This is a genomic window from Colwellia sp. E150_009 (assembly GCF_053543955.1).
The window spans coordinates 41,075-58,539 of sequence record NZ_JBHFOM010000002.1 but is presented as its reverse complement, the minus strand read 5'-3'; the positions used below and the strand labels follow the sequence as shown (position 1 = coordinate 58,539).

The following is a 17,465-nucleotide window of genomic DNA, read 5'->3' as shown; positions in this document are numbered from 1 at the left end:
TTTTATGTGAGCAATATTTGCGCCAAAAATTAATACTGTTTTATAACAAGGGGTTAGCTTGTTCGTAAACAGCGCCAATTTATAGTGTAAAAAAACCTGACACTCGTTGTATTGCTAATGTTTCATTTTATAAAAAAGTCTCTTTAAACCAACCCCAAATACCGAGTGAAAAGTTGGGGAATAGGTCAATTCCTAGTGCTGATTTTATCAGATAGAGAATTAATAAGCCAAGGGTTGTGCAAAAGATTAAAAAAAGACTAGATACGATGGCTGTAATGATAATAGACATTTTTTTTTCTTGTCTACTTAATTCTCTGTGGTTTCTTCCTGCCAATAGAACATAATAAAATCGCCATTGATAAAAGGGGAATTTGAATGTTCCTCTTACGTCTATTTTATGTTTACCCCAACTACGTGAACCAACGGCTGTTAGTAGGTGTGTTAGTTGTTCTTCTGTAAAGCTATTAGCAACCTCTGCAGGCATGCGTGATAGTAATTTTTTGATAGCTGGTTGATTTGTTATTTTTTGTTCGGTTGCATCCACTGCATTAATCTTTGGTTTAGTGCTTTGATGTTAAGGATATATTTTTTTATATTGCTGCGCTAGTTTTTCTATCTTTTTTTAATTTTAGATATTAACTACCGAGGGCACAGAGGCTCTTCGAGCTACACCGAGAAGTGACAAGGGATTAAGAAATTGGGTTTTGTTTTTAATTAGAGTAATTCGTTGATAGTGGTTTAATCTTTTATGTCTATTCTATTCTCGGTGAAGGGCGTAGTTCCTCGGTGTTTTCTGTGGTGAGTGTTTTTTTGTTTAGTTTTTATTTTATAGGGTTCTTTTGGCTAAGTAACCTTGATAATCTGGCACACGAGCATGATAAGCTTGGTTTAAATGGCATGAATCTAAGATAAAGTCAGCTGTTGCTATGTTGGTTGCAATGGGAATATTCCAAACAGCAGCTAAGCGTAGTAACGCTTTAACATCTGGATCATGTGGCGCAGCATTCATTGGGTCCCAAAAAAAGATCAAAATATCTATTTTCCCCTCGGCTATTTTTGCGCCAAGTTGTTGATCTCCCCCCATAGGGCCTGACAGTAAACTTTCAATAGAAAGGTTTAATTTATTCGACAATAATGTTCCCGTAGTACCCGTTGCATAAAGCTGATGTTCTTTTAACATATCAACTCTCATTAAAGCCCAATTTAACAACGACTCTTTCATGTGATCATGAGCAACAAGCGCAATTCGCTTATTTTGAGGTAATTCACGGGTAGTATATTCCATTTGTATTCCTAACTAATGATTAAAATGCAATTGTCTTGGTTGAAACTAAAATAGCAAAACCAATGGTAACAGTGAAAAGTGACAATAAGGTTGAAAGTATAATTATTTTAGCTGCTAAGTCACTATTTCCGCGCATTGATTGTACCATAATTAAGCTAGCAGTTGCTGTTGGTGACGCAGTTAATAAAAAGAGTACTCCAGCAGCGGTGGGATCAATAGGTATAAAAAATAATAAAATAACTAGTACAACAGGGCTGATAACAATTTTCCACACGCTCGCCACAAAAGCTGTTTTTATATTTTGTTTTATTTGTAAAAAATTCAAAGAGCCACCAATAGCAATAAGTGCTAAAGGTAAGGTCATTTGGGCAATGTATTGATTACTTTGAATAATAATCTCAGGGGTGGAAAAATTAAGTAAATTTGCCAGCAACCCTGCCATTATGCCAATAATCAATGGGTTTTTTATAATGTCTACTAGGTTTTTTTTTAGTGATGCGCCTTGGTTGTGCAAACTATTATTCAAGGTATAAATAGATAACAAGTTATACATAATAATAGTTATAGCAGTTGGTATGGTGGCAATAGCGATACCTTTTTCAGGGTACGCATTAGCACAAAATGCTAAGCCGACAATAATTAAATTACCCCTAAATGCTCCTTGAACAAACACGCCTTTGTCTCGTTTTTCCATAATAAATTTACCTGCACTTAAGCTACTAAGAAAATACACCAATAGTGTGGTAATAGTTATCACTGTAATATTTGAAAGGTTAATGAGGTGTTTAAAGTCATGTGCGGCAGTGCTGGTAAATAAAATAACAGGTAAACCAATATTGAAAATAAATTTAGACGACACATGAATAAATGCGTCATTAATAAACTTTATGTGACATAACCATGCCCCTAAACTAATTAAAATAAAAATGGGGGCGGTTATTATCAATGCGGCAGGTAATAATGCAAAAATACCTTGGTTATAATCCATTGCTTGGTAAGTCTATATAATTTGTTATTGTGCCAAGTTTATAAGGCTCATTACATAACTGTAAACATTTTTGCTCACTTATTGCAAAAATGTCCCAATATCATTGTGCAATAATCTTGTTTATCAGTTTACGTAAAGGTAAAGTTTTGCGCGAATGTTATGCATTATTGTCTATACTTCTAATGTATATAAGTGTTTTAAGTTATCTAAATTAACGTAATTAAATAATAAGTAATAGGCATCCACCTTGTGTTGTTTTCGTTAGCTAACGACAGTGAATCGTTCAGTCATACAGCGTAAATACACAGTAGGCACACAATAAGCGTAAAATACAATAAGAGAATGTTATGAGTAGTGAACTTTATAATAATGGGCCGGTAGTTCATAAACCTACCTTTATTGATGGCACTAGTGTTGAAATTCCTGAGCTAAAAATCTTAAAGCAAGACGGCAGTGTTTATGAAAACAGTGACATGCCAATGATAGATCAGGCGCTTGCGGTTAAAGTATATGAAACGTTTGCATTTCATCGCGTGTTAGATGAACGCATGGTGTCATCTCAACGCCAAGGTCGGTTAAGTTTTTATATGGCAGCTTTAGGTGAAGAAGCCGCCAGTGTTGGTGGTGCGGCAGGTTTACAGCCACAAGATATGATTATGAGCCAATACCGCGAACAAGGTGCATTAATGTTTCGTGGTTTTAGTCTTGAAAATTTTATGAACCAAATGTTTTCTAATGAAAATGATTTAGGTAAAGGGCGTCAAATGCCTATTCATTACGGTTCGAGTGAACTGAATTACATGACGGTATCTTCACCTTTAGGTACCCAAATTCCGCAAGCAACAGGTTATGCTTACGGCCAAAAATTACAAGGTTTAGATGCGGTAACGTTATGTTACTTTGGTGAAGGTGCGGCTTCAGAAGGTGATTTTCATGCGGGTTTAAATATGGCTGCGGTGCAGCAAGCACCAGTGATTTTTTTCTGTCGCAATAATGGTTACGCTATTTCTACGCCGTCAGATGAGCAATTTAAAGGAAATGGTATTGCGTCGCGTGGTGTGGGTTATGGTATTAAAACCCTCCGGGTTGACGGTAATGATATTTTAGCAGTTATAAAAGCGACTCAAACCGCACGTACTTATGCGTTAAAAGAAAACGCACCTGTGTTGATTGAGGCGATGTCGTACCGTTTAGGGGCGCATTCTACGTCTGACGATCCTTCAGGCTATCGTACCCGCGAAGAAGAAGAAAAATGGCAGGAAAATGACCCTATTTTACGTATGAAAAACTGGATGTTAGCACAAAATTGGTGGGATGAAGCGAAAGATAAAGTGTTATTTGAAGGCTTAAGAGAAAAAGTCTTAGCTGCGGTGAAAGAAGCTGAAAAAATGAATAAGCCGCATATCGACACTTTAATAAGCGATGTTTACGATGTGCCAACAAAACAATTAGAAGCGCAGTTAGCGCAAGTGAAACTACACGTAAATAAATACCCAGAAGCCTATCCATTTACTGCGGGGAAATTCTAGTTATGGCACAAATGAATATGTTACAGGCGATTAATAATGCGCTTGATATTGCGATGAGCGAAGATGATAGCACCTTATGTTTTGGTGAAGATGTGGGGCATTTTGGCGGTGTATTTCGTGCAACCTCGGGTTTGCAAGATAAATATGGCAAGGCACGCTGTTTTAATACGCCATTGGTTGAGCAAGGTATTATCGGGTTTGCTAATGGGTTAGCAACACAAGGTTCTCGTCCCATTGCTGAAATTCAATTTGCTGATTATATTTTTCCCGCTTTTGACCAAATTGTGAATGAAGCAGCTAAGTTCCGTTATCGCAGTGGTAATGAATTTGATGTAGGTAAACTGACTATTCGTTCACCTTATGGTGGTGGTATTGCGGGTGGTTTATATCATAGCCAATCACCCGAAGCATATTTTGCCCATACGCCAGGGTTAAAAGTGGTTATTCCTCGTAATCCATACCAAGCAAAGGGCTTGTTATTGGCATCAATTCGAGATGACAACCCTGTTATATTTTTTGAGCCAAAACGTTTATATCGGGCGTCGGTTGGTGAAGTGCCAGAAGAAGATTATCAGTTGCCAATAGGTAAAGCTGAAGTTGTGCAAACGGGTACCGACATTACGTTGCTTGCTTGGGGGGCGCAGATGGAAATTTTACAAAAAGCGGCTGACTTGGCGACAAACGATGGTATTTCATGTGAGGTAATTGATCTACGCAGTATATTACCTTGGGATATTGAAACTATAGCGAATTCAGTGATTAAAACGGGCCGTTTGTTAGTTACGCAAGAAGCGCCATTAACGGCGGGCTTTGCCAGTGAAATAGCCGCAACGATTCAGCAAGAATGCTTTTTGCATTTAGAATCTCCCATTGAGCGTGTATGTGGTTTAGACACACCATATCCCTTAGCGCTTGAAAAAGAATATGTTGCCGACCATTTAAAAATTTATGAAGCCATTAAGCGCAGCATAAATTATTAATTTACTAATAGCTTTCTAACGGTTTGTTAATTTACGGGCTGTTTATGAAAAAATGTAGGAAAAAATATGAGTATTGATTTTATTTTACCCGATATTGGTGAAGGTATTGTTGAATGTGAGCTAGTTGAATGGCTGGTAAAAGAAGGTGATAGCATTGTTGAAGATCAACCTATTGCTGATGTAATGACAGATAAAGCATTAGTGCAAATTCCTGCCATGCATTCTGGTGTTATTGAAAAGTTATATTATAAACAGGGTGATATTGCTAAAGTGCATGCGCCGCTTTTCTCTATGATTACTAATGATGCGCAGCCGAACGCTGATTTGAACCAAAACACGAATACTGTTGAGGTTAAAGCGTCTGACTCTATACCTGAAGCAGCTCATATTGCTAAGCAAGTTCCAGTAACTAGCGGTGGTGCGATTGATTTTATTTTACCTGATATTGGTGAAGGCATTGTTGAATGTGAGTTGGTTGAATGGCTAGTGAAAGAAGGTGATAGCATTGTTGAAGATCAACCTATTGCTGATGTAATGACCGATAAGGCGTTAGTACAAATTCCAGCAATGCATTCTGGGGTGGTAGAAAAGTTATTCTATAAACAGGGTGAAATTGCGAAGGTACATGCACCGCTTTTTTCTATGGTAGTTGAGGGAGTTGCATCGAGCAGTGAAGCACGTGTGACAGCAGTTGAAGCGCCTAGCGCGATGGCTAACACAGTAGCAAGCCAGAAGGGGGGGGAGCCAGCAGCTAAGTCTGATGAAGCTAAACTTGTAGTATCTAGCAAATCGTCGACGGTGAAAAAAGCGCTTAGTAACTCAAATAGTGTTGAGCCCGCTCAAGCAGCAACTAAGGGTAAAGCTATTGCTAGCCCCGCGGTGCGTCGAGTAGCACGCGAGCTAAACGTTAATATTAGCGAAGTTGTTGGATCGGGTAAAAAAGGCCGTGTTTATAAAGATGATGTGCTAGCCTTTGAGCAAGAAGCTAACCATATTCCTAGCGCCGTATCAGCTGTATCAAGTGTTGTACCAGCAAGTTATGTTGAGAAAATTAAGGGGATTAAAGCGGTAATGGCTAAAGCCATGGTTGAGTCGGTTAGTACCATTCCTCATTTCACTTACTGTGAAGAAATTGACATGACGGAGTTAATTAAATTACGTTTAGAGTTAAAAGCACTTTATGCAACGCAAGATATTAAATTAACTATGATGCCATTTTTTATGAAAGCTATCTCGCTGGCATTAAAAGAATTTCCTGTAATTAATAGCCAAGTAAATGATGATTGTACTGAGTTAACGTATTTTAACGATCACAATATTGGCATGGCGGTCGATTCAAAAATTGGTTTGTTAGTGCCTAATATTAAGCAGGTACAAACTAAGTCTATTTTGGATTTAGCGGCGGATATTACCCGTTTAACTAATGATGCGCGAAGTGGCCGTGTGCAAAGTAGTGATTTAAAAGGTGGCACTATTACTATCTCTAATATTGGTGCTATTGGCGGTACTGTGGCTACACCCATTATTAATAAGCCTGAGTCGGCTATTGTCGCATTAGGTAAATTACAAACTTTACCAAGGTTTAATGATAAAGGAGAAGTGGAAGCTCGTAGCATTATGCAGGTTAGTTGGTCTGGTGATCATCGTGTTATTGATGGTGGAAGTATTGCCCGCTTTTGTAACTTGTGGAAATCGTTCCTTGAAAAACCAAGTAATATGTTAGTTCATATGAGCTAAGTCATATAAACTATTAACTTGAACAGCATATAGGTTAGCGTAACAGGTATTAAAACTTGTAACGCAAACTTGCTAAGCTAGGTTAAGTACTACTATTTCTTGAAACTGGTGCTGACACCGGTAATACCAGTTTCATTAATTAAGTGATCTATTTTATACGTAGAAAAAATTGCCAAATACAAGGCATTTATTGCAACAACTAGTTGTTCTAATTATTAAATAAATAACAATGTAGTTGGTGATTTTAGCAAGTAGAAATGATCACATAGTTAGTGAGATTAGTATAAGTATCATTTAAGAAAATATGAAAAACTTTCCTGACTTAAATAATCACATTTCATATAAGGTTAACGATGAGAACACAAATTAATTCCCTGATTTTTGCTTTTTGTACTTTGTTTAGTGTCTTTTTTAGTACGCTGATGTTATCGAATGATGTTTTTGCCAAAGCGCAAGGGGAACATCCTGCAGGTATAACCGAATTAACCATTGAGTCGTCAGGCCAACGTATGTCGGGCATTATTTATACGGCGGCGGGTGAAGGGGTGCATCCTACCATGGTGTTGTTACATGGTTATCCTGGTAATGAAAAGAATTTAGATGTTGCTCAGGCAATGCGCAGAGAAGGTTGGAATGTGATTTTTTTCCACTATCGTGGTGCGTGGGGAAGTGAAGGCGAATTTTCTTTTCAAAATGCAGAAGCGGATGTTCAAGCCGTTTTACACTATATTATGGACAGTAACGTAGCTAAAAAATTGGCGATAGATACCCATAAAATTTCAATTGTTGGTCATAGTATGGGGGGCCATATGGCCTTGGCAGGTATTTTAGACAACCCCAATGTTAGCTGTGCGGTAAGTTACGATGGCGCGAATATGGGTAAAGGATTACTAAGTGACCCTGCAATCATAAAAATGTGGTCTGATTACAGTGATCAATTGTTTATGTTAAATGGCTGGTCTGGTAAAAAAATGCTTACAGAAGTTAGTGAGCATGGTGAAGCGCTAGATTTAGTTAGTCGAGTGGATTCAATTAACGGTCGACCTGTGTTTATTATTGCAGCTAATAGTGATGTTATCCCCTTAGCTACACAAATCATACCGTTAGTTTCTGCTTTAAAAGCGACAAAAAATAGCAAAATTTCTTATTTATTAATTGAAGATGATCATAGTTTTTCATCATCACGTTTGCAGTTAATATCAGCAACTGCATCATTTTTAAATACTAATTGTAGATAGTGATACTGTTGATAATAAAATTTTTGAAAATTATACGGTTAACTTGAGTGTGTTTTTTGTCAGTTAATTATTTTTCAGTATCAATAACAGGTAATATGTTTATTTAGTTAAACCGTACTTTTGAAATAGGCTTTAATTTGTGACAGAAAACTTATCTGAAAAATGTACAGAGAAAAAACTTCAGCATTTTTATATTGCTGAAGAACAGTCTATTTATCTACTTAACCATAAAGATGCGACCAAATTAAAAAAATGGGTAGAGCTTTGTCAGCAACAACTTAAGCAGCTTGGTTACAGTAATATTGCGTTATTAGGTAAGGGGGCATACGGTTTTGTGTTTTCAGCCGTGAATATGTCTGGAGAAGATGTTGTTTTTAAATTTTCCCGTTCAAACCTACCGCAGCATGTGCAAGACAGGCTAAGTGAAGAAGCTGAAATTCAAAGCCAGTTACATCATCCCAAAATCCCTACTGTTATTGATTATCAGAAAATAAAACGACAATCTATATTGCAAATGAGCCGAGCACCCGGAATCGACTTAGAACAACTCTCACATCAAAAAGGCCCGTTGGCACCTGAATTAGTGGTAAGTATTGCTATTCAGTTGGCTGACATTTTATTGTATTTACGTGATACTCACTCTCTTCAACAAAGTCATCAGCAGGGACAATCTCATGGGAAGCCATACGTGCACGGTGATATTAAACCCTCTAATGTTGTTTTTGACGAGAAAACGGGTTTAGTACAACTGATTGATTGGGGATCATCGGTTGTCGCTCAGCTTGATGTTCATGGGCAAACCACCAGTAATAATGTGATGGATTTAATGAGCAGTGATTTACAGCATACTAACGCTCGGTTAGGCGATGTATATTTTATTGGCCCAGAACAAATTGAAGGTGGTTTATCTTCGCCTCGGTTTGATGAGCAAGGTTTAGCGGCTACCTTGTACGCCATTGCTTCTGGGCAATCGTGCCGATACGGTACTAAAGTTATTGCACCTACCGCGTTAGGTTTACCAAAAATGTTAGCAAATGTGCTAACAGTGATGTTAGGTGATGATCAGCAAAAACGTTATCAAGCTGGTGATTATTTTTTCAATAACTTGTCTTATTTGAAACAGTTGGTATTGTCAGACAAGCCAACGGTAATCAATAGCGTGTCTCTTATTCCTGTATGGGTTAAGCAGAAACCATCAGGAAAAGAAGGAGAAATAGACACCGTTGTTTATGGCTCACGTAAATCATTTCTTAGGGAAGAATCAGACGCTGATCAGTTAAGTGATATTGATGATGTGCAGTTAGAAAAATATTATAAAAATTATTTAATGGGCATGGGCGATACCGAGAAAGCATTTATTGCGGCATTAAGTCGTTTGGGAAATTTTCCTGTGGTTGGTGGTTTAGCTATTCGATGGGCAAAAGAGGGAGTATATATTGATTCTAATTTGACACTGTTTGACCCTACACTAAAAACATCGTTTGTGAGTGCTGTGAATAATATGATTCATCTAGCTCAGGGAATTTTCCGAATTGGTGTATTTAAAAGTTGTTTGTTTAATGCCCGTAATACGCTGCATGTTGAACGAAAAAGCCCTAGTTTGCCTTTTGTTGCTAAACCTAAGCAAGCGATTCTGTTTGAAGTAAGTGATGTGGCTGATATAGATGATATTACTAAGTTACATTCTTATTTTGAAGATGGTAAAGACCCAGATGAATATTTATATTTGCCTGATGAAATGATGGCAGTTTTAGCTCGTTTGAATTTGATTCATCATACGGGGTGTATTATTTTTGAGGTGTTACCAACACATTTAAAAATACACAGTTATTTAATGTTGCTTAATCACGATAAAGAAACTGAGTTTAGACAATGTTTAGCTGAGCTTTTAGCCTTATTACCCAAAATTGATGGTATTGGTATTTCAGGGTTTATGAAACTTCCTTATAAAGATACGCGTTTCTTTGAACATATTAGTAGCTTACCTGAGCGTTTTTATCCGAAAAATCCTAAATTAACAGCAGAGTATCAAACATAAAAAAGCCAACTAAATAATAGCTGGCTTTTGGGAATATTATTGCTTATTAACTTAAGTAGTTAATTAAAAACGATAGGTTGCTCTTAAGTAATATTCGCGCCCAGCAAGTGAGAACGGAAAACTTGTCCAACCATATTTAAAACCAAGCTCATTAAATGGTGCGCCGTTAGAACCCCATTCATCTGGGTATTCATCAGTTAGGTTTAAAATACCACCGTTAATGTCTAATTCATCATTTACATGCCATTGTGCGGTTACATCAAATAAACTTTTTGCGCTCCATGTATTTGGTAATGTTCCGTACGATGCTGTGCTTACTTCACCGTAATGGGTCATTCTACCTGTTACTGTCCATGTATCTAAATCAACCATTGCAGACAGTGTTACTCTGTCTTGCGGTTGGCCTTTTTCTATTAACAACGTTTGAGCAGCATCATAGATAATTGCATTTGGCACAATAGATGAAGACGTATTGATGTTGCTCACTTCAGTGTCGTTATGGTGATAAGAAAGTTCATAAACAATATTGGCAAAATCTTCAACTTCTTGCGTATATTGGTTTACCCAGTCTAAACCAAACGTTTCTGTATCAATAGCGTTTGTAAACAATGAAACATTTTTAACACCATCTAAAGCGCCACCAGCGTTAGCATGACGGTCAAAGAAGGCATCTATGTCGCTGTTAATGCCACGTTGAATATTGCCAGAGTAGGCAATACGGTCATCAATATTTATTTGGTAAACATCAAGAGTCGTTGAGTAATTGCCGTTGCTGTAAACCAAACCTACAGATATGTTAGTTGATTCTTCTTCTTTTAAACTTTTGAATTCAAGTTCTTGTGCAAGCGAATCATCAGGGCGTAAAGTAACTAAATCAGCTAATTCACCGTTATCAAGAGAAATAGAACGTTGGGTAAAGTTTGCTTGTTGCATACCTGGCGCTCTATAACCTGTTGAAGCTGAACCACGTACAGAGAAGTTATCAGTAATACTTAAATGTGCTGATATTTTTCCAATAAGTGTGCTGCCAAAATCATCATAATTTTCATAACGTACAGCAGCTGCTACTAATAAGTTTTCAGTTAAAAATGCTTCGGTATCTAAGTAAAAAGCAAAGCTATCTCTATCTTTATCTGTTGCCATTGCTGGGCTATAACCTTGGAAGCCTTGCATACCCGGAGTGGTAATGTCACCGCCAGAGCATGATGTCATTAATGGGTCACCTGTTGGATTAACTGATTCTGCACAAAGGGTGTCGCCACGGGCATAGGTTACTTCATCCCCCGCTTTTTGTTCGAAGCTGTCTATTCTAAATTCGTAACCAATAGCAACAGAAACTTCTTCGTATAGACCTAAATCAAGTGAGGTTACTGCGTCTAAATTAAAGGTGGTTTGCGTGAAAACTAAGGCACCATCATAAGCTGATGTTGGGCTATCAGGACCATAGCTAGCGTTTAGTGAGTTTAGATTACTAAATTCAAAACGGTTTTCACCCGTTACAACACTGGCATCAATTTCCCAATCTTCAATGTTGGTTCTGTAACCAGCGGCAATTGAGAAATCTTCTGATTTTGAACCTAAACTTGGGGTGACTCCTTCAGGAAATAATGTACTCCATACACGATTATCAGCGGCTGGGCGATAAAAGCCTAATGATTCACCTTCTTTTTCCGTAAAGCCACCAAAAGCGTAAAGTTGACCGTTGTCACCTAAATCGTAAGTGAAGTTAGCCCATAGGCTAGTCATTTCGGTTTCTGCTTCACCCACCAGTAATAATTGTTTAGGTGTATCAATTGAACCACCCCATGTTGTTGGGGTAGCTCTATTCATTTCACCGTTGTCAGCATATTCAAAGGTGAGGTTTAACATGCCATTATCGCCAATGTTTAAACCATAGTTAGCGCCTAGTTCAAAGCTTTCACCATCGTTTTCGTCGGTTTGGCCATATTGACTCCAAACAGTTCCACCGTCGCTATCTTTAAGCACAATGTTTATTACGCCCGCGATTGCATCAGAGCCGTATTGTGCCGCAGCACCATCACGTAATATTTCAATATGAGAAATAGCGGTCATTGGAATTGAGCTTAAGTCAGTGCCCGCGCTACCACGACCAACGTTTTCTTGTACGGCTACAACCGCTTGTTGATGACGGCGTTTACCATTGATCAATACAAGAACTTGATCTGGCCCTAAGCTTCTTAACGTTGCAGGGCGCATTAAATCTTGACCATCTGACGTAGTGGTGTTGTTCATATTAAATGATGGTGCAAGTTTACGCAGCATATCAGGCGTGCTGGTTGCACCAGAATTTTTAATGGCTTCAGATGAGATAATGTCAATAGGAGCTGGACTGTCTGCTACCGTACGATTAGACATACGGGTACCAACAGTGATTATACGTTCAATGTCAGTGTCTTTTGCACTATCAGAAATAGCTTCTTCTTGCGCAAAAACGGTAGTATTTGATAGCGACAAGCATATCGCTATGGCTAACGCGCTTTTATTTAAATTAAGTGTCATGTTTTATTCTCTCTTAGTGCATGCCGTTTTAGTTTGATTTGGTTGGGTGGCAGCTAGGGGGAAGGTAGAGGAAAGTGTTTCAGTTTCCAATAGATTGTTTAGAACTTTAAGTGCTAAGGGGTTTTGTATCTGTTATATGATTTCGTATTGCAGCAATATGACGTAACAGGTATTTTTAGCTAAAATTAACCATAAATTATGTAACAAAGGGTTTTATACGACTTAAATCTTGTTTCACAATGCAGTCATTTAAGCTTTCTGCTAGTTGCTCAGTTGCATTCAATACCGTTAACCAGTACTTAATGCGAGTTGCTGCGTCTAATTGTTGAAAGTCTGTTCTATCTGGTATTTTTTTAAAAGGTAATGAGGTAATAAATTTAGCTGAGGGCACTAACAACACGGTGTTAATATAGTTTTTTGCTAATACTTGGCGTGACGAGTTTTTATCAAACCAGCCTGCTTTTGGAGTGGCACTAAAGTGTGGATAAAGGGTTAAACCTTGATTTGAGCTAGAATTCCCCCCGTGTTTTCTACTGAAAAGTCAAAGTGATAGTCAATAATACCGCCATCACGATATGTGCCATTTGGTGAATTAGGAATGTTGTTAATACCTGACATAACTATAGGAATTGAGCCAGAGGCTAATAAAGCAAAGCCAATGTTTTCTTTGGTAAAATCTACATAGTGACTAGAGAAATGGTAAGGGTCATTTATTTTTATATGGCTGGAAGCCGGACGATAAACAAAACGTTGGTATTGCCGTGCTAATAATTTACGGTCAATTTTGTTTAAGAGCATGCTGGTGAGCAAACCCGTTCCTTGTATTAATTTGTTTTCGTAACTTGTTAGTCCTTGGCTTTTGGCAACAATAAAATGGGCTTTGAATATAGGATTGTTTATTATTTCGTTGATGCCTGTTTTACCGAAAATGTGGTCAAGCATTTCAACAGCTGAATTTGATATATCTTGGGTCGTTGGTTTATTATTATAAACAGTATGGGCGTATTTGTTTGCAAGCCTTGATATAGCTGCAACAGGATCATTTTGTGATAGGCATGCCGCACGAAATGCACCAGCGCTAGAGCCAATAAGGTTTAATTCTGTGGTACGGCCTTTAAAAAAATCACCAAATAGGTATTTATCTAAGCCAAACAAAGTAAACCATTTTGGGCCGCCAGAAGCACCTAAAAAATTTGTGAAAAGTGATTGTTTAAAGCCGTGCTCTTGAATGGTTTTTAAGGCGTTTGTGCCTGCGTATATGTCTAGCATTATTTTAGTACATTATGTTTTTAAACTGAGTTTATTAAGCGACTTTATGGGGCGATTTTTTTGAATTACCCTTTGATTATACATTATTTTTTTAGAATAAACATTATTCACCACAAAGGATTAAAGGCCGCTAAGGCACTGATCAGTTTACAGAAAGGAAGATAATTATTCTCACTTCTGTGTGCTTAAACGTGATATTTTAATATTATTTGTTAGCTTAAATGATAATTGGTGCTAGTGTTGGGGGTAAATAATGTTTGGTATAACCGTGTGGCATAATCATCTGTCATACCAGCAATATAATCAGCAATGATCCGATAAGCATTTTCATTATTATCTATGGCTTGTTGCCAACGTTTAGCGCTGTTACTAGGTAATAACCGTAAAGGATCAGAAGATAAAGCTTGAAATAATTCCATTACAATTTGCTGACCCCGATACTCAAGTCGTTGAATATTAGTTTGTTTGATAACGAAATTATAAACAAAGTCTTTAAAAATCTTAAGCGCCTGCATCGTGACTTTAGGTAAAGTTGCATTATACTGCAATAAAGGTTCTTGAAAATTAATATCACTATTATCTTTGTTTAAGTCAGTTAATTCTACGGCTGTTATGAGATAATTAACTAAACCGCCAATAGCATCTTTTTGTAAATAATGCTGTTCGCTAAATAGTTTACCAGTTAGTGATTGACAATAAGTTGAGAGCCAAGAGTCGTTTAATGTCAGTAGTTTATCAATAACGTGATCGTTAAAATCATGTTGATTAACAACCCCTGTCACAATGGCGTCTTCAAGATCATGAATGCCGTAAGCAATATCATCTGCAAGTTCCATAATTGAACAGTCTAGTGATTTAAATTGGGTTCTATGGTGATTATTTTCTTGAATATTAACTGATTGAAATAACGCTTTATCTGCTGAAGATAATGGGCTTAATAGCCACTCTACTATGTCTTGATCATCAAGATATAAGCCTTTTGGTGGGTGCCATTCGCTTGCTTTAAGTTGTCTGAAATTATCAATGCTTGTGTTATTACCTGGATTACTAAGTAGGTTTAGCGTTTGTGGGTACTTCAATAAACCAAGTAAGGTTCTACGGCTTAAATTCATACCGTGGTTTTCACTAAAAGGTTCTAATCGTGCAACAATTCTGAATGTTTGTCCGTTGCCTTCAAAGCCACCATGTTCACGCATCATATAATTTAGTGCTACTTCACCGCCATGGCCAAAGGGAGGGTGGCCAATGTCGTGAGCTAAACATATCGCTTCAACTAAGCTGTCGGTAGCGGGAAATAATTTTTGGCAAAGTTCTGGAAATTTACAACGAAGTTGAGCAGTAATCCCAGAGCCTATTTGTGCCGCCTCAAGAGAGTGAGTTAAACGGGTGCGATAAAAATCACTTTGCCCACTTCCCATGACTTGCGTTTTAGATTGTAAGCGTCTAAAAGCTGCTGAATGGAGGATTCGTGCGCGGTCTCGTTGAAAAGGGTCACGATGATCTTGCTGCCTTTTAGATACTTTTTTTAAACGTCTTTCAAGCCAAAATTCACTCATATATTTCTCATACTGTATTTTATCCAGATAAAAAACTATTAATTTAAATAATATCAATTAAATTATACAAATTGACACTATATTAATTGATACTATAGTGTTTTCATATAGTATCAAATAGTCTTTGTATATTAAGAGGTTCTTTTGGTGATTAAGTAAAATTGAAGATATTACAAATCATTAATTAATTTCTAGCTGTTTATTAATAAACTCAGACACAGCTTTATTGATCAGGTCAGGTTTTTCAGGAAGTAAGGCGTGTCCAGCAGGTGAAACCAGTATCACTTGGACTTTATCTCCATATTCTGATTTTAATAATTCAGAAGTGTGCTTTGAAGGCGCTATAGCATCTTCATTGCCCTGAATTACTAAGATAGGAACCCCACCTGCTGACCACCATGTTGAGTAATCTGTATTTAATGTTGCGTAAACTTGGGCCATTGCCAAAGTAGGGTTCCAACCAATTAGCCAATACGTAGGTATTGTATTTTTATTTGAAAAAAAGGCATGTTTAACTGCCTTATAATGATTTAAATAGGAAATTTTTGGATCGAAAGATTGCTTCATTGACAGTTTTATATCGGGAGCAATATCAACTTTTCCACCTGCGGCTAGTAGCACAACAGAATTTACCTTTTTTGTATATTTAGTAGCGTAAGCTCGAGCAAGTCTGTTACCAAAGGCATGGCCAACAACAAATACTCTTTCATTTTTTTTTAAAGATAAAGAGCCTATTAATTCATCAACTTGATCTGCCATTTGGAATAAATTGAGTTCAATTTTAGAATTATTATTTGTAGATTGGTTCAAATCAATAGCGATTGTTTTAAAGCCAGAAGAAGACAGAAACGTTGTTAATTCATTAAAATCACTCGCTGGTCTACCTAGGCTTGGTAGCAAAATAACAGTTGGCCCGTTGCCCCTTTCGTAATAATTATGATAGATAATATTACTATTTTGGTTTGTAGATATTGTGTGTTGAGTTCCTAAGCTATTTCTTCCTGGTGAATTAGGTGACAACCTTAATTCATTTCCATAGCAGGTAATGTGTATTGCTAACGAAGTAACAAATAAAAGAATGATGGATGCTCTATAAGTTATAACGCTATTATTTTTAGTGTTCATGTCGACTCTTTGCATAAATATTTAAATGAATAAAAAGTGCCTATTTTACAAAGGCACTTGAACAAACTAACTATATGCGTCTAATTTCTTGTTCCGCAGGCAAATGCACGAGGATTGTCGCTATCATTACATGGAAACATATAGAAACTTTGAGGATTAGAAGGTAAAGGATTTATTGGTGTTGCAATTGGTAAATAGTCTCTTCCTGATGACCATTGTCCCCAAAATACTTGCTCAACAGAACCATTACCAAGTGCAATATTTTTTGCAGTAAGGTTTCCTGTAAAAGTGTAATCTAACAGTGCATCCATATGCGCCCAATTCCAGAAATCTAAACCATCTAATTCTCCGTTATTAGTCTCCATAGGCATAGAATGATCAGCTTCTAGAGTACACCCATTTTCAGTGTCTTCTGAAAGAATGTAATAGGCTTTATTCTCATCGTCTAAAGCTAAATTATGGAAAATATCAATAGCCATTTCATGATCATTTGTATCGTCATCTTCAGTTACTAGTATAATTGCATTAGTCTCTTCAGGAAAGCTTGATAAATCGCTATTAGTTAGATCATATGCATACCATGGAGCCATTAAATACATTCCTATGCCATTATCTCCCCAACCCTGACTAATACCATTAAGTGCCATTCTTGGGGTTGCACCACCGCCAAATGAATGACCAAAAAAAGCGACTTTATCAGTATCAATATACTGTGGATAACGACTGGCTGCTTCTTCAAACCCTCGCCAAAGAATATTGTATCTTTCACTAACTGTAGCGAAAAAAGTGGGGTATTCGCTAAATACAACGGTATATCCAATGCTATTTAAATGTTCAATTGTTCCACCATACACGTCTGGATCATTAGCGCCATAGGCATGAGAAAAAAATACAGTAGGTGATGGAACACCTGTTGAAGGGTAAAAAACATGCGTTTTTCGAGTACGTTTTAAAGGATTTCTAAAGGACACAACATTCTGAGTAAAACTCCCATTGGAGCCGTATCCAGATGTTGCTTGAGGCAATGAGTTTATAGAACAGGCAGCATAAAGATCTACTGACATTAATAAAGGTATTGCAAATAAGAGCATACTTAACTTTTTCATATTTAAAGCCTTTTTAAATTTATTTTAGTTATTAATTTCTTTTAATAAGAAAGTATATACTTTCATATGTTACTTGAAAGTAACACAGTTATAC

The 17,465-nt window shown here is 37.1% G+C and carries 12 protein-coding genes and 1 pseudogene; 5 read left to right on the top strand and 8 right to left on the bottom strand.

Annotated features, from left to right (window positions below):
* Positions 1–127: 127 nt before the first annotated feature.
* From ACE1OF_RS01440 to ACE1OF_RS01430, 3 genes are all read right to left on the bottom strand, one after another.
* A complete protein-coding gene (locus ACE1OF_RS01440; RefSeq protein WP_448892185.1) occupies positions 128–544 on the bottom strand; it encodes a 3-phosphoshikimate 1-carboxyvinyltransferase in 417 nt (138 codons plus the stop codon).
* A 282-nt stretch (positions 545–826) separates the two neighbouring features.
* Positions 827–1,285 carry a methylglyoxal synthase gene (locus ACE1OF_RS01435; RefSeq protein WP_448892184.1) on the bottom strand — a complete coding sequence of 153 codons (459 nt, stop codon included), beginning with the start codon at positions 1,283–1,285 and terminating at the stop codon, positions 827–829.
* Positions 1,286–1,304: 19 nt separating this feature from the next.
* Positions 1,305–2,273 (bottom strand): AEC family transporter, encoded by a 969-nt coding sequence (locus ACE1OF_RS01430; protein ID WP_448892182.1) that lies wholly within the window; start codon positions 2,271–2,273, stop codon positions 1,305–1,307.
* 347 nt (positions 2,274–2,620) lie between these two features.
* Here ACE1OF_RS01430 and ACE1OF_RS01425 point away from each other — a divergent pair, with 347 nt between their 5' ends.
* The 5 genes from ACE1OF_RS01425 to ACE1OF_RS01405 all read left to right on the top strand — a co-directional run bounded on the left by ACE1OF_RS01425 (position 2,621) and on the right by ACE1OF_RS01405 (position 9,795).
* A complete protein-coding gene (locus ACE1OF_RS01425) occupies positions 2,621–3,802 on the top strand; it encodes a thiamine pyrophosphate-dependent dehydrogenase E1 component subunit alpha (RefSeq protein ID WP_448892180.1) in 1,182 nt (393 codons plus the stop codon).
* Between the two features lie 2 nt (positions 3,803–3,804).
* Positions 3,805–4,782, top strand: a complete 978-nt coding sequence (locus ACE1OF_RS01420; RefSeq protein WP_448892178.1) for an alpha-ketoacid dehydrogenase subunit beta — start codon at positions 3,805–3,807, stop codon at positions 4,780–4,782.
* Between the two features lie 66 nt (positions 4,783–4,848).
* The gene (locus tag ACE1OF_RS01415; RefSeq protein ID WP_448892176.1) at positions 4,849–6,519 is read left to right on the top strand and encodes a dihydrolipoyllysine-residue acetyltransferase; all 1,671 of its coding nucleotides are present in this window, start codon (positions 4,849–4,851) and stop codon (positions 6,517–6,519) included.
* 353 nt (positions 6,520–6,872) lie between these two features.
* Complete coding sequence (locus ACE1OF_RS01410) at positions 6,873–7,757, top strand: alpha/beta hydrolase family protein (RefSeq protein WP_448892175.1); 885 nt, start codon at positions 6,873–6,875, stop codon at positions 7,755–7,757.
* 139 nt (positions 7,758–7,896) lie between these two features.
* Positions 7,897–9,795 carry a protein kinase domain-containing protein gene (locus ACE1OF_RS01405; protein ID WP_448892173.1) on the top strand — a complete coding sequence of 633 codons (1,899 nt, stop codon included), beginning with the start codon at positions 7,897–7,899 and terminating at the stop codon, positions 9,793–9,795.
* Positions 9,796–9,858: 63 nt separating this feature from the next.
* Here the strand turns inward: ACE1OF_RS01405 and ACE1OF_RS01400 are convergent, their stop codons facing one another.
* From ACE1OF_RS01400 to ACE1OF_RS01380, 5 genes and pseudogenes are all read right to left on the bottom strand, one after another.
* A complete protein-coding gene (locus tag ACE1OF_RS01400) occupies positions 9,859–12,315 on the bottom strand; it encodes a TonB-dependent receptor plug domain-containing protein (protein ID WP_448892171.1) in 2,457 nt (818 codons plus the stop codon).
* Between the two features lie 196 nt (positions 12,316–12,511).
* Positions 12,512–13,584: pseudogene (locus ACE1OF_RS01395) on the bottom strand (patatin-like phospholipase family protein).
* 212 nt (positions 13,585–13,796) lie between these two features.
* Complete coding sequence (locus tag ACE1OF_RS01390) at positions 13,797–15,140, bottom strand: anti-phage deoxyguanosine triphosphatase (RefSeq protein WP_448892169.1); 1,344 nt, start codon at positions 15,138–15,140, stop codon at positions 13,797–13,799.
* 180 nt (positions 15,141–15,320) lie between these two features.
* Complete coding sequence (locus tag ACE1OF_RS01385; RefSeq protein WP_448892167.1) at positions 15,321–16,265, bottom strand: alpha/beta fold hydrolase; 945 nt, start codon at positions 16,263–16,265, stop codon at positions 15,321–15,323.
* Positions 16,266–16,345: 80 nt separating this feature from the next.
* Positions 16,346–17,371, bottom strand: coding sequence for a hypothetical protein (locus ACE1OF_RS01380; RefSeq protein WP_448892165.1), 1,026 nt, complete (start codon positions 17,369–17,371; stop codon positions 16,346–16,348).
* Between the last annotated feature and the right edge of the window lie 94 nt (positions 17,372–17,465).

Excerpts from the sequence above, each read along its gene's own strand:
- ACE1OF_RS01425 (WP_448892180.1), top strand. The coding sequence starts at position 2,621 with ATGAGTAGTGAACTTTATAATAATGGGCCGGTAGTTCATAAACCTACC.
- ACE1OF_RS01380 (WP_448892165.1), bottom strand. The coding sequence starts at position 17,371 with ATGAAAAAGTTAAGTATGCTCTTATTTGCAATACCTTTATTAATGTCA.
- ACE1OF_RS01430 (WP_448892182.1), bottom strand. The coding sequence starts at position 2,273 with ATGGATTATAACCAAGGTATTTTTGCATTATTACCTGCCGCATTGATA.
- ACE1OF_RS01420 (WP_448892178.1), top strand. The coding sequence starts at position 3,805 with ATGGCACAAATGAATATGTTACAGGCGATTAATAATGCGCTTGATATT.
- ACE1OF_RS01410 (WP_448892175.1), top strand. The coding sequence starts at position 6,873 with ATGAGAACACAAATTAATTCCCTGATTTTTGCTTTTTGTACTTTGTTT.
- ACE1OF_RS01390 (WP_448892169.1), bottom strand. The coding sequence starts at position 15,140 with ATGAGTGAATTTTGGCTTGAAAGACGTTTAAAAAAAGTATCTAAAAGG.
- ACE1OF_RS01385 (WP_448892167.1), bottom strand. The coding sequence starts at position 16,265 with ATGAACACTAAAAATAATAGCGTTATAACTTATAGAGCATCCATCATT.
- ACE1OF_RS01435 (WP_448892184.1), bottom strand. The coding sequence starts at position 1,285 with ATGGAATATACTACCCGTGAATTACCTCAAAATAAGCGAATTGCGCTT.
- ACE1OF_RS01415 (WP_448892176.1), top strand. The coding sequence starts at position 4,849 with ATGAGTATTGATTTTATTTTACCCGATATTGGTGAAGGTATTGTTGAA.
- ACE1OF_RS01400 (WP_448892171.1), bottom strand. The coding sequence starts at position 12,315 with ATGACACTTAATTTAAATAAAAGCGCGTTAGCCATAGCGATATGCTTG.